We start from the raw sequence: 14136 nt of genomic DNA, 5'->3' as shown, positions 1-14136 counted from the left end.
ATGTGGCTTTGGGAAATGATCAAGCTAGGCTTTTGGATCACCGTCGGAATAATTGTGGCCACAGTTGTCGTTTCCATGATGAAAGCTGGGCAAACGGAGCGCCGAGCTACGGAACTTGAAACGCGTGTAAAGTCAAAGTCGAGAAAATATCATGGGATGCCGTCTTTGCGAGGCGCAAGGGCTTGTTTTGATGATGCACCCGCAAGACAGAACCGCGATGATTGCCACTGGCGATGGCAGGACTAAGGAACTCCCATTTTCGGCATTCCTCAGCGCTGAAATCAAAGAAGATGGGCATGCAGTGACCGATACGCGCCGTAGTGGCACTTTGGGGCGCGCAGCTATTGGCGGTGTGATAAGTGGTGGGACTGGTGCGATTAGCCACATGCACGGGCTGCGCAGTAGCGTTCACGCCGCTGCGGGCGTGCTGGGCTGCCTCCGGGGATCATCAGGCTTGCTTGTCCAATTCTGACTCAACATAGGCTTCTTGCAAGCGGGCGAGTTCTTTGGTGTTGCGGCCAAGGCGCATCTTTTCACTGGGCGTCAACTGATCCATGAAATCACGCTCCAACTTCTCTTTCAAAGCTTTGTTCGCCCACGCAAGATTCCGAGTGGCAATTTCATCACCAGCAACCAATTGTTCAGCAAGCGCATACAGGGACTTGCGGTTTGCGGGGTCAATTTCGCTGGTGTCGCCTGTGATAACGTAAGTTGAAACAACCGGGTTTTGGGCGGCGAACTCTACAAGGTTGGCGATTGTGATATCTGCGAGTTTTGGGAATTTTTGCCGTACGGCCATTTCCAGAGAAATCTTGCATGAAGTCAGGCGTTCGCGCTCCTTGGAAGTCAATGCATCCCAAAACTTTTCCGTTTCGATTGCCTTGTTGCTGTATTCAAATGCCATTGGGTTGTGCCTTGCGTTGGCGGTCGTGACGCCGCTGTTTGTCGATATGGAAGAGGATGATTTCGATTTTTGGGTTGTGATTGCGGCGCTGCCGGAGTCGGGAAATTACATCTGACACAGCGAAGTGTTTGATGCCTAAGAAGCGGGCATGTGCCATTTCCTGACCACGAAATAACCGCCAAAGGGTAGTGCGGCTAACGCCGCTAGGCGCTGTTGAGATATCCGAAATAGAGATTGTGAACTGATTTACATCAGGCTTGTTCATAGGGATCACCGCCTACGGCGGCCCTCGTCAAATTGAAAGGATAAGAACGCTCCTACGGCCCCGCCGTTTCGATCTGTAGCCCCGCCACAAATACGCGTTTGAAACAAGCAGCCAGAAACGGTGCCTGATGTTCCACAACATAGCACATCCAAACTGACGAGTCTCGAATCTGGGCAGCTACGGTCGAGTATTTTTTTGGCATACGCTGCCTCACGGATAAACCAGAAGACAATCAATTCAACTGGCCCAATAGATGGCCCAACAGAACGTGCTGCTTTCGGAAAAAGTCCTTTAAAACAGCGGATTATGTGATTGAAATGGTGCCCCCACACGGACTCGAACCGCGGACCTACTGATTACAAATCAGTTGCTCTACCAGCTGAGCTATAGGGGCACTGGTGTGCAGTTTCCTGCGTCGTCTCATCGACTGAGCGGCATATAGCAGGGAGAAACTTGGCAATGCAATGGGGTTTTTGCCTCATTTGCAGAAAAAATTTTACAACCCTGTTACCGGTTTGTCCGCGCCAGTAATGCAACGGCTGCCAGCCCCACCAAAGTAATCATCAGCGCCGCGGGCGCGGCTTGGGAAATATTTTCGAGCGAAGCTTTGGCGTGCACGCGGGTGGCCAATGTTTCATAGCTAAACGGGCGCAAAAGCAGGGTCGCGGGCAGCTCTTTGACGCAATCCACAAAGACCAATAGCAGCGCCGATCCGATGGAGGCTTTGACCAGTGGCAGATGCACGGCCTTCAACGTCCCGCCTGCGCCCCGCCCAAGCGAGCGCGCTGCCATTGGCAGGCTGGGCGATACGCGCCCCAATGCGGCGTCTGCCGTGCCCTGCCCAATCGCAAAGAATCGCACGACATAAGCCAGCACGAGTGCCGCCGCAGACCCGGTAAAGATCAGCCCTGGATCGCCAAACCCCAAACGGACAAATGTATCTGCGACAACATTATCAAATTTCGCCAAAGGTACGAGAATGCCAAGCCCCAAGACCGCCCCAGGTGCCGCATAACCAATCGCCGTGACCGGCATCAACAGCGCAGGCAAGCGCTTGTGCGACAAGCGCACGCCGTAGACCATAAACACCCCGCCTAATACGGTCAAAACGGCGGCAATCCCGCCGACGGTAATCGTATGGAACAGGGCACGGCGCAGACCCGGAGCGACCCATTGCCCAGCATCAAACGCATGGGTCATCAACACACCGACAGGCAAGATAAAACCGCCAATGACGGGGATCAGACAACATAAAGTCACCGCCCAAGCGCGCCAACCATGCAGCGCCACCGCAGTGACGGGGCGTTGCCCACGTGTCGAGCCAAAAAATTTGCTTTTACGCCGGCTCATTTTTTCAAGCGTCACCAGAATAATGATCAGCACCAAAACGCAGGTCGCCAGCTGCGCGGCCCCGCCAAGGTTTCCGCCCTGCAACCAGACCGAAAAAATGCCGGTGGTCAGCGTTTGCACCGCGAAATAGTCAACCGTGCCAAAGTCATTCACTGTTTCCATCATCACCACGGCAACCCCGGCCGCAATTGCGGGCCGCGCCAGCGGAAGGCCAACCCGGTAGAACCGCCCAAAGGCCCCTGCCCCAAGCGCTTGGGCAACCTCGTAGGCCGCGCCAGATTGTTCGCGAAATGCAGCCCGCGCCAGCAGATAGACATATGGGTACAGCGCCATGCTCAGCACCAAGATGGCAGCCCCGCGTGTCCGAATGCCGGGGAACCAATAGTCATGGGCAGTTTGCCAACCCATGACCTCGCGCAGTGCGGTTTGAACGGGGCCCGCGTATTCCAAAAAATCGACCAGCGCATAGGCTCCGACATAGGCAGGGACGGCCAGTGGCATTAACAATGCCCATTGCAAAACCCGCCGCCCCGGAAATTTATACATCACGACCATCCACGCCGCCCCGGTGCCGATCATCGCCGTGAGCGCCCCGACAGCAAACATCAGCACCGCCGTGTTTGTCAGGTAGCGTGGCAACGTCGTGCGCAACAAATGGGGCCAGATATTTTCGGTCGGGGTCACGGCGAACCAGATCACCGCGACAATCGGGATCAGCACCATCACAGCGATGAAAACCGCGCCAATTGACCATGGCGATACGCGCAGGCGCTTGGGCTGTACGAGAGGTAGTTGACGTATTTGATCGGACATAAATTTGCACTATCCGAAAGCAGTTTAACTGTCCAGAAATCCCCCTATGATACCCGCAGTCAGACCAAAAGGGTGAGCCCATGCAAATTGCACATCACATCGGCGCGCATGGCATCGATGAGGATCGGTTGCTGAAATCGACCCTGCGGAATGCGGATGTATTGGTGAAAAACAGTATTGCCGCGCCCGGTCCGGGGAAATACCGCAGCCTAATTCGCACAACAATTCAAGGGCTTGACGGCGCGCAATCAGCGCCCGGCACCCGTGACGTGCTGCTTGACAGTATCGTCGAAGATGATCGCGCGCGCCGCCTACTATTGGCCAATGGCAATTTCATCTGCGTGCCCAACCGGGTTTTCGAGCACGGTGCGTTTTATCCGCAGGCAGAGCCAAAGGTACGGGCCCTGCGCAGTCTTTTTCCCGGTGATGATCTTAGCCTGTTTTTCGCGATCCGGCATCCAGCTACTTTTTTGCAAGACCTGCTGCGGCGGCCCAAGGCGACAACATTTGCGTCAATCCTGGGCATAACCCACCCCGCAGACATCCGCTGGGCTGATGTCTTGCGGCGCATACAGGCCGGTGCGCCCGACGCACAGCTCACCGTCTGGTGCGAAGAAGATACACCGCTGCTCTGGCCCCAGCTGATCCGGCGGTATACGGGTATCCCCGCCACCGCGCCGATATTGGGCGGCTTGGATGCGCTCGATGGGCTGATGCAACGCGAAGGGTTTAACGAACTGCGCGATCAGTTAAACGCGAACCCCGGTGCCTCAGAAATTGCGCGCCAAAACATGATCGCGGATTGTTGGGAAGCCCATGCAATCCCTGGCGCGGATGACGCCGAAATCGACCTGCCAGAACTTGATGCCGGGCTCGTACAGGCAATGACAGAAACCTATGAGGCCGATATCACGGAAATTTCCGCGATGGAGGGTGTCACACTGGTTTTGCCATTCACCTAAAGCCTACATACCCATCGCCGACATATACATATCCATCACGGCTTCTTCTTCGGCGATGTCATTTGCGTCGCGTTTGCGGATCGCGACAATCTTGCGCAACACCTTGGTGTCATACCCGCGCCCTTTGGCCTCTGCCATGACTTCTTTTTGGGCTTCGGCGATGTCCTTCTTTTCTGCCTCAAGGCGTTCATAACGCTCGATAAATTGGCGCAACTCGTCGCCTGCGACATTGGACACTGACTCTGTGACTTGATCGTTCATGTCTGCTCTCCTGAAAGGTTTTTCATGTCCTAGCCCCTGCCCCGCACCGCTGCAACCCTTGCATGGCATAGCTGCGCGCGTTAGTCGGGCAGAAATGCAAGGAGGCAGGTCATGGAAATCGTTGTTTGGATCGGGGCGGTCTTATCTGTCATTGGGCTTGTTGGGATTGTTTACAGCATCGTCGCCGTGACCAAAGCAAAACGCGCGAACCTGTCCGACGAAGACCTGCGCGCCCGCGTTTCAAAAATTCTGCCGATCAATTTAGGTGCGATGTTTGTCTCGATGATTGGGCTAATGGCTGTCGTCGTCGGGGTTATGCTCGGCTAGATCGGGCAGAAGACCTCGTACACACGTTCCAGAATCGGTCGTACACGCGGATCAGCCAGACGGTAGCGCATGCTGCGCCCGTCACGTTCACAAGCAACAAGCCCCTCACCGCGCAAACGCAATAGTTGCCCGGACACATAGGATTGGCTTGCGCCCAATTGTTCTTCGAGCGCGCCGACACTTTGTTCGCCCGGAACCAGTGCGCAAAGAATACGTAAACGCCCCGGGTTTGAGAGCGCCTTGAGCAAATCGGCCGCATCTGCTGCAGCTGCGTCCATTTGATCTACAATCATTTCAATCGCTTCAGTCATGTGATCAGTACTACCATAATTTTTTTAACATTCCAATATTGAAATGCTTTGGAAAGCCGATATATTGATCGCAGTAGAGAATTTGAATACCCCCTAATGTAAAGACATATTTGTCGTTGGCGTGCGAAAATCAAGCCGCGATCAACCAATGTTCAGTGCGATTAGGGCTAACCTGACAGGAAGACGACATGCATATCGACTGGATTTATGGGCTGATTGGGGGCGCAATCATTGGGATTGCAGGCGCCATTTTTCTTTTGTTTAACGCGCGGATTATGGGGGCCTCGGGAATCATAGGGGGGCTTGTTGACGGTAGCGGCAAAAGCGACTGGCAAGAACGCGCAGCCATGGTGGCCGGGTTGTTCATTGTGCCGGGCATCGTCGCGCTTTTGATGGGCGGTGCACAGACCAATGTAACGGGCAACCTTGTCGTGCTTATCGCCGCTGGTCTGCTAGTCGGCGTTGGGACGCGGCTGGCGAATGGCTGCACATCTGGCCACGGAGTTTGCGGAATTTCGCGGTTATCGCTGCGCGGGATCGTCGCGACCGGTTTTTATATCGGCGCGGGCGGGCTTAGCGTTGTGATCTTTAAACATGTCTTGGGGGTTATCTAATGCGGGTTTTGGTTTCATTCATTGTCGGCGCGACCTTTGGGGTTGGATTGCTGATCTCGGGCATGACGAACACCAATAAGGTGCAGGGATGGCTTGATATTTTTGGCGCTTGGGATCCGACGCTGGCCTTTGTGATGGGTGGTGCGATTGTGCCAATGGCGATCGCATGGCAGCTCACAAAAACGCGCAAACCCGTTTTCGCCGAAAGCTTTCCATCCCCACCCGACCCAAAGATCGGTCGCAATTTGGTGATCGGGTCAACGTTGTTTGGCGCTGGCTGGGGGTTAGCAGGTCTGTGCCCCGGGCCCGCCGTTGCATCGCTCAGCTATGGTGGAATCGGTGGGCTAACGTTCATGGCCGCGATGCTGCTGGGCATGCTGATCGCGCCGCGCGTGCGGACACGTCTGGACCAAATGGCAACGGCAAGCTAAAAGGCACTCTATGGATATTAGACAGATCAGCCCGACCTACGCGGTTTCGCCACAAATTGATGTCGCGGACATCCCGGCCATTGCGGCGGCCGGGTTCACGACCATCATCTGCAACCGCCCCGATGCCGAAGTGCCGCCCAGCCATCAGGCAAACGCAATCGAAGCCGCGGCCCTTGCGGCCGGGCTGACGTTTGTTGTCAATCCGGTTACCCATCAAGGGTTGAACATGGAAATGGTCGAAAGCCAAAATGCAGCAATGACAGCCTCTGCGGGACCGACGCTGGCCTATTGCGCCTCTGGCACCCGGTCGTCAATCGTTTGGTCATTGGGTCAAGCAGCGACAATGGCGACCGATGATATCATCGCCGCCACCGCTGCCGCTGGCTATGATTTGGCCGGGATGCGCGCGCAGCTGAACACGCTCGCCGCTGGCTAATTATCCTCGAGCGCTGGAAACCCTTCGGCTGGGGCCATCGGGAAATCCAAATCGAGGTCTGGCGTATCATCTGACATGGGCGGCACCGGTTCCTCTGCAATATCTTCCGGTGCTGCATCCATCAGATCCCCCATGCCTAAGGCTGGCGGAGGGGCCATCGGCGCCCCGTCAAGCTCTGCTAACTCTGGCATCATTTCCTCTTCGATCCGCAATGCACGCATCCCGCCGACTTGGCCTAGCTTCGCTTGCGCAATCGTCTTTCCATCGGGTGCAAGCAAACGCACTGAGTTCACTGTGCACCCCGGCAAAGGCACAATCTGCCCGACGGTCAGTGACTGCGCAGCACCTATAGGCATCTGAAACCGATGCAAATGCGCCTCCAGACGTGCTGGTGCGGCGTTAACACTGGCCTGAAACGTCGTGGACCAATTGACGCAAGCAGGCGGCGTAAGCTCTGGTTCTTGGGTGACGGTAATGACGGGCAGCGCGATGACAATATCCGCCTTGCGTTCCGCGACACCTAGATCGGTCGTCATGCGCACGACACGGTAGGGACAGTCGCGCAGGTTCAGCCCCGCCCAACGTTTGCTATCAATCTGATCATCCAGTTGGATATCATCCACCCAACCACCAAAAGATGTCCCCGCCAACGCCTGCGGCAACGCCGCAAGAAACGCTGCCAACACAGGGTCACACATGATTTTATCAGTGCCGGTTGGCGCGCGGTTTTCCGGCTTTTGTGCGCTGAGCCGCCCCATCGTTTGCATTTCAACCACGGCCGCACGCAATTCCATATCAAGCGCAGCCAGGCCAACCAGCTGACCGTCACGTGTCAACCCGATAAGCAGCAGCCCATCTTCCAGATCAGCCAACATTTCATCAAGCGGCAAGATTTGATCCGCGACCCCACCAATCGTCAGCACCAATCCGACCGTGTCATTCGCGGCCTTGGTCAGCGCCAATCGCACCGCGCGCGACGATGTGACGGGGCTGTTGCCCTTTGCTTGTTCATTTTGCCCCGCCATGCGGCGCAAAATCGATGAATGTGTGCTTTCAGTCATACGCCTGCCACAGAATACCCGGTGCCAGATTAACCAACCATTGGTTACGGTAACCCTAACACGCTGCAGGTTTTTACTTGGGCAGTGTCACCCGAAATGCAGTGCCATATTGCCCGGGCAAGTAGGTGATATCGCCGCCCAAACGGCGCATAATTTCCCGACAAATCGCAAGTCCCAGCCCGGCCCCGCCGGCCTTTGATCCATCTGCAACTCGAGAGAATTTTTCAAAGATAAGCTGTTGATTTTCAATCGCAATCCCGCTGCCATTGTCGACAAAATCGATCAAATACGTACCCTCTCGCACCAACACAGATATCTTCAGCCGCTGGTGCTCTGCATCACAGTATTTGCGCGCATTTGCGATCAGGTTAATGAAGACCTGCACCAAACGGTCAAGATCCGTGGTCACCGTCATTTGGGCCAGTTCCGGTGCGCAGACTATTTCAAGCGTATCTTCCAGCCCACTTGCCGCGCCGATCGCACGTTCGATGAGCACGCCTAAATTGCCGGTATTCACGTGCAGCATGACTTGCCCGTTCTCAAGCACCGAAAGGTCAAGCAGATCATCCAGCAGCCCCGTCAAACGGATCGCCTCATCATGGATAATCCCGGAATATCGTTTCTGATCGGACAGTGGGATATCACCATCACGCAAAATATCAGAGAATGACCGGATCGACGTCATAGGGGTGCGCAATTCATGGCTAATCTGGCTTAGAAACGCGTCCTTTTGGATGGAAAGTGCCGTCAATTTATCGTTGGCGTCGCGTAACGCGCGCGCGGTCTGTTCTTGCTCTGATGATTTGGCTTCAAGCCGGTTGGAATACTCCAAAATCTGAGCGGCTTCGTCGGCGACGGCAATCAGATCTTCGACAGATACGCCGCTACCACCGATGAGTTGGCCCACCATCGCATGGGCGGTCGCCGCGCCGACGCTCCCCGCAAGCTCTCTCTCGAGCAGCTCGACGAAATTGGGGGTCACCTCTGGCAGAAACCCGTTTTTCCCTTGCCGCGCGGCTTCGCGCTCAAAGATCGCCTGCGCCTGTTCGCTGCCCATAATACGCTGCGCCATAATCAGCAGGTCTTCGGCACCGGCGGCAGCGGTGGTCCATGCGGGCGCAGCTGCCGAATGTTCAAAGACATTCACGAATTGCGCGCCTTGCAAGCGTTCAAGCGGGGTTGGAAATGTCACCAGCGACACAAGGATAAACATTCCCGCATTCAACAGCATCGACCAGAGCAACCCATGCACAAGCGGGTCGAGCCCCACGATCCCAAACATGGCCTGCGGACGCAACCAAGACAGCCCGTATGGCCCCTGCTCCATCACTGTTTGGCCGATGAGGGATTCAGCACCGAAACTCGGCAAAAACAGCGTCCATAGCCAGAAAGCGAGCCCTGTCAAAAGCCCTGCCGCGGCCCCCAACCGACTGGCCCCACGCCAAAATACGCCGCCCAGCATGGCAGGCAGGATTTGTACTGCCCCCGAGAAGGAAACCAAACCGATTGCGGCAAGCGCCGTGCCGCCACCCGACACGCGATAATAGACCAACCCCAAGAACAGCACACCTGCGATCGACAGCCGCCGCGCGAGCAAGATAACATGACGTATATCACCCGACATCACCGCCTGTTGGCTAGGGCGCATCGAAAGCCACATCGGCACAACGATGTGGTTGGACACCATCGTTGCGAGCGCAATTGTGGCGACCATCACCATCGAGGTCGCGGACGAAAACCCACCCAGAAATGACAGCATTGCAAGCCCTTGCTTGCCCTCTTGCAGGGGCACCGTCAGCACGAAAAGATCGGGGTTGCTACCTGCGGGCAGAAGGTCCAATCCAACTACTGCGATAGGGACGACGAACAGGCTCATTAACAGCAGGTAGGTCGGAAAGGCCCAGCTTGCGATGGCAAGATGTCGTTCGTCTGCGTTTTCAACCACCAAGACCTGGAACATGCGCGGCAAACACAATAGCGCCGCGCCCGACAAAAATAACAGGCTGACCCAACGCCCCCCATTTTGATCCCAAAGAACTACGTCAGAGTTATCAATCCGCGTCATCATTTCAGCTGGGCCGCCCGCGACCCCCCAAACAACAAAGACCCCGACTGCCAACAGCGCGATCAGTTTCACCACCGCTTCTACCGCGATTGCCATGACAATCCCATGGTGGCGTTCGTTGGCATCAAGGTTTCGCGTGCCAAAGATCACGGTGAATACAAACAGACCTACGGCCACCCACATCGCTGTCGCATTTAAATCAGCATCTTGCCAAAGTTGCCCGTCTGACTGTGCAAATACCGCAAATGACAGGGTCACAGATTGCAGTTGAAGTGCGATGTAAGGCGTTGCCGCAACGACAGAAATGACGGTGACAATCACCCCGAGACTGGTTGATTTCCCAAAGCGCGACGACACAAGGTCCGCAATGGACGTGATCCGCTGAGCGCGCCCAATACGGACGAGCTTGCGCAAAATCCACCACCAGCCAATCATCATCAGCGTTGGTCCAAGATAGATCGTCACGAATTCCAGACCGGACCGCGCCGCATAGCCGACCGCGCCATAAAAGGTCCAAGCCGTACAATAAATACTGAGCGAAAGCGTGTAGATCAGCGGCGAATGCAGCCAAGTCGCATTTCCCCGCGTTGCCCGCCGTTCAGCCAAGAAGGCAACCATAAACAAGATTGCCACATAGCACAGTGAGATTGCGATGACGGTATTAACCCCTAGCATCTGCGCGCTCAGGGTTTGAAGTCAGGATCGGGTGCATCGTCGACGCGCAGCCTGCGCGCCATGATAGCGGTTACTGCAATCAATAGGACCCACACACCAAAGATATAGATCAGCGCATTCGTGTCGAGCGCATGATCGGCTGGCTCAGACGCCCATAACAATGGTATGACCAACAAAATACAGCCAAATATAGGCCAAAACCGCAGCGCATCGCGCAATCGCCGTTGACGGTAACCCGCTTGTTCAAGAAATATCTTGGACTTTAGGCCGTTGCTCATGCGTCAATCAAACTGCGTACATTGTCGCGCACATCTGCGTTTGAAAACGGTTTGGTCATGAAATGATTGGCACCAAGGCGCATTGCCAAGTCGCGGTCCTTTTCTTGTCCACGTGCGGTCAACATCATGATGGGGATGTCTTTTGTGGTTTCGGTCTCGCGGAGTTCACGCAAGATATCGAATCCGCTGCGTCCCGGCAGCATCACATCAAGAATGATCATATCGGGCGGAAACCCGATGACCTTTTGCATTGCCGTTTCCCCATCTTCATGGGTGTGCACTGTCCAGCCGTCGCGGGACAAAATAAAACTGATCGCCTCAAGAATATTCGGCTCATCCTCGATCAGAAGGACACGTTTGCCCATCTCATCAACTCCCCAATTGTCTTACTCCCCCCGAAAAGGCAGCCTCCCTAGTACCGAGTATCGGGGGATTATGGGGCGAAGTCAAAGCCCCGCTGCGGTATTGATACCAATTATCGCAGGTTCACGGCGGCTAGCACAATCAGGACGCGGGCAAATCCGACAAGAACCACCGACCGCGATTGCATCTGCTCTGCTTTCGGGCGGGTCGGCGACCACAAGCATCGTACTTTGCAAGACAGGTGTGACATCAAATTGCTGCGCGCCTTGGGGCATCGCAATCGCATAGCACATAAAGCGTGTTTGTGCGGCATCAGGCAACGATACTTCGGCGCGAACCGGCTGCGTGGGTCGGCTCAGTGCACCAAAAATCGGCCATAGCGGGCAAGCCCCGTTGCGGCGTGAATAATTAAACCCCGGCACCGACTTGAGAAAGGTCAGCGCGCCGGAGACATCTGCAATCGCAAGCCCCATCGCAGGATGCCCCCCGTCAGCAGGCAGGGTCGATAACCTGCGCAGAACCACGGCAAAATCGACGCTGAATTTTCGGGCCAGCTGTGCTGGATCGTAATCAAGTGCGCGGCACGCATCGCTAAAAACGGTTAAAGGCAAAGCCCGCGCATCCGCCATATATTGCGCAGCGTAATCGACAAATATCTGTCCCGCCGGGCCAATCAGCCCCGTGTTACGGGCAACCTCTGTTGTATCGGCCGTCCCAGCCTCAAGAGCAGAGAGATGATACCCCGTCCGCGCTAAGGCGCTTTCGACCTGTTCAAAAGGCGATTGCGCGATATCGAGCTCTGTTTCAGGAGTTTCAAGATAGGCCACCAAAGCCTCGCTGCTTGTGGCCAAACGCAAACTATCCTTATGTATATTTTCGTGAAATCGGCGCTGCCAATCTGCGTCTAGCTCCTCTTGGGTCACCAAGATCGACGCCGATGACCGGATCGACGTCACCGCCGAAATCACTTCGTGTAGAGAATTGGCGAGCTGCGGATCATGGGCAATCCGATCCGTGAGTGCAGCCATATGTTCGTCAAGTGTGGCGATCCGGCGGGCTTGGGCTACGATCAAAGCGCTCCACCCCGGAAAGCGGGCCGCAAACTCATCGGTGCGTGCGATCTCGGCTTCGGTTTCAAATGTGGCAGCTGCGCTGCGCATCTGGTCCAGTAAGTTCCGGTCGGCCCCATCTGTCAACAATGATGCATCAACGCCCAAAAGACGGGCAATATCCGTTAAAAGCTTACCGCCGATTCTGCGGCGATTGTGTTCAATCAGGTTCAGATAAGAGGGAGAAATCCCAACGGCTTCGGCTACGGAGGCTTGGCGCAGACCTTGTTCAAGCCGCTTTTCGCGGATGCGGGCTCCGGTCAGTCGTTGGGTGGGCATGGGGAATTACCTTAATGCTTTCAATTGCTTTCTGCACCTGCAGGATAACGGGTTTACACTCTCGCAAAAAAATTTGTACAGAATTTTACAAATTAAGCAAGTCGTCCCAATGGTTTGTTGCTTGAACACCGCCCACCCCCAACAATGGGAGGGTACGTACACGTACAAGCTGTAAGGTCCCTCGCGGACCAAGCAGCACAAAACCTTTAGGGAGGAAACTAATGTCAAAATCGAATTTCTCGCGTCGCGGCGTGCTGAAAACCGGTGCAATTGCCGGTGCTGGTCTTGCGCTTCCGACGTATCTACGCGCGGATTCACATGCTGGCTTTACAAACGCGCCAGGCGACAGCGAAGTCGTCCTTGGCTTCAACGTGCCACAAACAGGCCCATACGCAGACGAGGGCGCAGACGAACTGCGCGCGTATGAGCTTGCTGTTGAGCACCTGAACGGCGGCGGTGATGGCGGCATGCTGCCAACATTCTCATCACAAGTTCTGGACGGTACAGGCATTCTGGGCCGCGAAGTAAAGTATGTGACTGGTGATACTCAGACAAAGTCTGACGCTGCGCGTGCATCTGCCCGTTCGATGATCGAAAAAGACGGCGCGATCATGATCACCGGTGGATCATCATCTGGTGTGGCTGTTGCTGTACAAGCGCTTTGCCAAGAAGCTGGTGTGATCTTCATGGCGGGTCTGACCCACTCGAACGACACAACAGGTAAAGATAAGCGGGCCAATGGTTTCCGTCACTTCTTTAACTCTTACATGACCGGTGCGGCACTTGCGCCTGTTTTGGCTGCGAACTACGGCAATGACCGTAAGGCATACCACCTGACAGCTGACTATAACTGGGGCTACACGACTGAAGAAGCGATCCGCTCTTCAACGGAAGCAATCGGTTGGGAAACTGTGAACGCTGTGAAAACACCGCTGACACAGACTGACTTCTCATCTTATATCGCGCCAGTTCTGAACTCTGGTGCCGACGTTCTGGTTCTGAACCACTACGGCGGAAACATGGTGAACTCTTTGACCAACGCTGTTCAGTTTGGTCTGCGTGAAGCACAAGCCAACGGCCAGGACTTTGAAATCGTTGTTCCACTGTACTCTCGCCTCATGGCGCGTGGTGCGGGTGCTAACGTTAAAGGCATCTTTGGTTCAACCAACTGGCACTGGTCGCTGCAAGACGAAGGCTCTAAAGCATTCGTTCAGTCATTCGGCACAAAATACGGCTTCCCACCATCGCAGGCTGCGCACACAACTTACGTGCAAACGCTGCTTTATGCGGATGCGGTTACACGGGCTGGCTCGTTCAACCCATGTGCGGTTGCAGAAGCTCTCGAAGACTATGAATTCGATGGTTTGGGCAACGGTAAGACACTTTATCGTGGCGACGACCACCAGTGCTTCAAAGACGTGCTGGTTGTGAAGGGTAAAGAAAACCCTGAAAACGAATTCGATTTGCTTGAAATCGTTGAAGTCACCCCTGCGGATCAGGTCACATATGACCCGAACCACCCGCAGTTCCAAGGCGGCGCATTGGGTACTTGTAACCCAGGCGCGTAAACCACCAAAAAATTTCAGGTCACCACATCACGTGGTGGCCTGTCACATCGACAGGAAACTGCGC

General features: G+C 55.3%; 17 protein-coding genes and 1 tRNA gene. 7 read left to right on the top strand and 11 right to left on the bottom strand.

Translation table 11 applies throughout. The annotated features are described in order from the left end of the window. Window positions 1–151: 151 nt before the first annotated feature. Window positions 152–472, top strand: coding sequence for a hypothetical protein (locus tag Yoon_RS06400; protein ID WP_238111215.1), 321 nt, complete (start codon window positions 152–154; stop codon window positions 470–472). Here Yoon_RS06400 and Yoon_RS06395 read toward each other — a convergent pair. The 4 genes from Yoon_RS06395 to Yoon_RS06380 all read right to left on the bottom strand — a co-directional run bounded on the left by Yoon_RS06395 (window position 449) and on the right by Yoon_RS06380 (window position 3332). Continuing rightward, complete coding sequence (locus Yoon_RS06395; protein ID WP_238111213.1) at window positions 449–904, bottom strand: hypothetical protein; 456 nt, start codon at window positions 902–904, stop codon at window positions 449–451. The genes Yoon_RS06400 and Yoon_RS06395 overlap by 24 nt on opposite strands. Beyond that, window positions 894–1169 (bottom strand): hypothetical protein, encoded by a 276-nt coding sequence (locus Yoon_RS06390; protein WP_238111212.1) that lies wholly within the window; start codon window positions 1167–1169, stop codon window positions 894–896. The genes Yoon_RS06395 and Yoon_RS06390 overlap by 11 nt, the downstream gene beginning before the upstream one ends. Before the next feature lie 318 nt (window positions 1170–1487). Beyond that, window positions 1488–1563: transfer RNA gene (locus Yoon_RS06385), tRNA-Thr, on the bottom strand. Between the two features lie 113 nt (window positions 1564–1676). Next, window positions 1677–3332, bottom strand: coding sequence for an iron ABC transporter permease (locus Yoon_RS06380; RefSeq protein WP_238111211.1), 1656 nt, complete (start codon window positions 3330–3332; stop codon window positions 1677–1679). Window positions 3333–3412: 80 nt separating this feature from the next. On the opposite strand from Yoon_RS06380, the gene Yoon_RS06375 reads away from it, so the two are divergent. Beyond that, complete coding sequence (locus Yoon_RS06375; RefSeq protein ID WP_238111210.1) at window positions 3413–4294, top strand: hypothetical protein; 882 nt, start codon at window positions 3413–3415, stop codon at window positions 4292–4294. A gap of 3 nt (window positions 4295–4297) precedes the next feature. Here Yoon_RS06375 and Yoon_RS06370 read toward each other — a convergent pair whose 3' ends face one another. Further along, window positions 4298–4555: a DUF2312 domain-containing protein gene (locus Yoon_RS06370; RefSeq protein ID WP_238111209.1), complete on the bottom strand. Its 258-nt coding sequence runs from the start codon at window positions 4553–4555 to the stop codon at window positions 4298–4300. Window positions 4556–4666: 111 nt separating this feature from the next. Here Yoon_RS06370 and Yoon_RS06365 point away from each other — a divergent pair, with 111 nt between their 5' ends. Continuing rightward, window positions 4667–4882 (top strand): hypothetical protein, encoded by a 216-nt coding sequence (locus Yoon_RS06365; protein WP_238111208.1) that lies wholly within the window; start codon window positions 4667–4669, stop codon window positions 4880–4882. On the opposite strand, the gene Yoon_RS06360 is transcribed toward Yoon_RS06365, so the two are convergent. Next, complete coding sequence (locus Yoon_RS06360; RefSeq protein ID WP_238111207.1) at window positions 4879–5193, bottom strand: helix-turn-helix transcriptional regulator; 315 nt, start codon at window positions 5191–5193, stop codon at window positions 4879–4881. The two genes, Yoon_RS06365 and Yoon_RS06360, sit on opposite strands and share 4 nt — an antisense overlap. A gap of 188 nt (window positions 5194–5381) precedes the next feature. On the opposite strand from Yoon_RS06360, the gene Yoon_RS06355 reads away from it, so the two are divergent. Genes Yoon_RS06355 through Yoon_RS06345 form a run of 3 tightly spaced genes read left to right on the top strand, consistent with a single transcriptional unit; the run spans window position 5382 to window position 6674 of the window. Further along, on the top strand, window positions 5382–5807 hold the full coding sequence (locus Yoon_RS06355) for a YeeE/YedE family protein (protein ID WP_238111205.1): 426 nt from the start codon (window positions 5382–5384) through the stop codon (window positions 5805–5807). Beyond that, a complete protein-coding gene (locus tag Yoon_RS06350) occupies window positions 5807–6238 on the top strand; it encodes a DUF6691 family protein (RefSeq protein ID WP_238111204.1) in 432 nt (143 codons plus the stop codon). Before Yoon_RS06355 ends, Yoon_RS06350 begins: the two co-directional genes overlap by 1 nt. Before the next feature lie 10 nt (window positions 6239–6248). Further along, on the top strand, window positions 6249–6674 hold the full coding sequence (locus tag Yoon_RS06345) for a TIGR01244 family sulfur transferase (protein WP_238111201.1): 426 nt from the start codon (window positions 6249–6251) through the stop codon (window positions 6672–6674). Here Yoon_RS06345 and Yoon_RS06340 read toward each other — a convergent pair. From Yoon_RS06340 to Yoon_RS06320, 5 genes are all read right to left on the bottom strand, one after another. Continuing rightward, window positions 6671–7735: a FliM/FliN family flagellar motor C-terminal domain-containing protein gene (locus Yoon_RS06340; RefSeq protein ID WP_238111200.1), complete on the bottom strand. Its 1065-nt coding sequence runs from the start codon at window positions 7733–7735 to the stop codon at window positions 6671–6673. The two genes, Yoon_RS06345 and Yoon_RS06340, sit on opposite strands and share 4 nt — an antisense overlap. A gap of 73 nt (window positions 7736–7808) precedes the next feature. Then, window positions 7809–10475 carry an ATP-binding protein gene (locus tag Yoon_RS06335; protein WP_238111199.1) on the bottom strand — a complete coding sequence of 889 codons (2667 nt, stop codon included), beginning with the start codon at window positions 10473–10475 and terminating at the stop codon, window positions 7809–7811. Window positions 10476–10483: 8 nt separating this feature from the next. Further along, window positions 10484–10753, bottom strand: coding sequence for a hypothetical protein (locus tag Yoon_RS06330; protein WP_238111197.1), 270 nt, complete (start codon window positions 10751–10753; stop codon window positions 10484–10486). After that, complete coding sequence (locus Yoon_RS06325) at window positions 10750–11118, bottom strand: response regulator transcription factor (RefSeq protein WP_238111196.1); 369 nt, start codon at window positions 11116–11118, stop codon at window positions 10750–10752. The genes Yoon_RS06330 and Yoon_RS06325 overlap by 4 nt, the downstream gene beginning before the upstream one ends. An 81-nt stretch (window positions 11119–11199) precedes the next feature. Further along, window positions 11200–12504 carry an XRE family transcriptional regulator gene (locus Yoon_RS06320; protein WP_238111195.1) on the bottom strand — a complete coding sequence of 435 codons (1305 nt, stop codon included), beginning with the start codon at window positions 12502–12504 and terminating at the stop codon, window positions 11200–11202. A 221-nt stretch (window positions 12505–12725) separates the two neighbouring features. On the opposite strand from Yoon_RS06320, the gene Yoon_RS06315 reads away from it, so the two are divergent. Next, complete coding sequence (locus Yoon_RS06315; protein WP_238111188.1) at window positions 12726–14072, top strand: substrate-binding protein; 1347 nt, start codon at window positions 12726–12728, stop codon at window positions 14070–14072. Window positions 14073–14136 lie beyond the last annotated feature (64 nt).

Source organism: Yoonia sp. I 8.24 (assembly GCF_022096995.1).
Taxonomy (GTDB): Bacteria; Pseudomonadota; Alphaproteobacteria; order Rhodobacterales; family Rhodobacteraceae; genus Yoonia.
The sequence above is the reverse complement of the archived record's forward strand: the minus strand, read 5'-3'. Positions and strand labels throughout refer to the sequence as shown.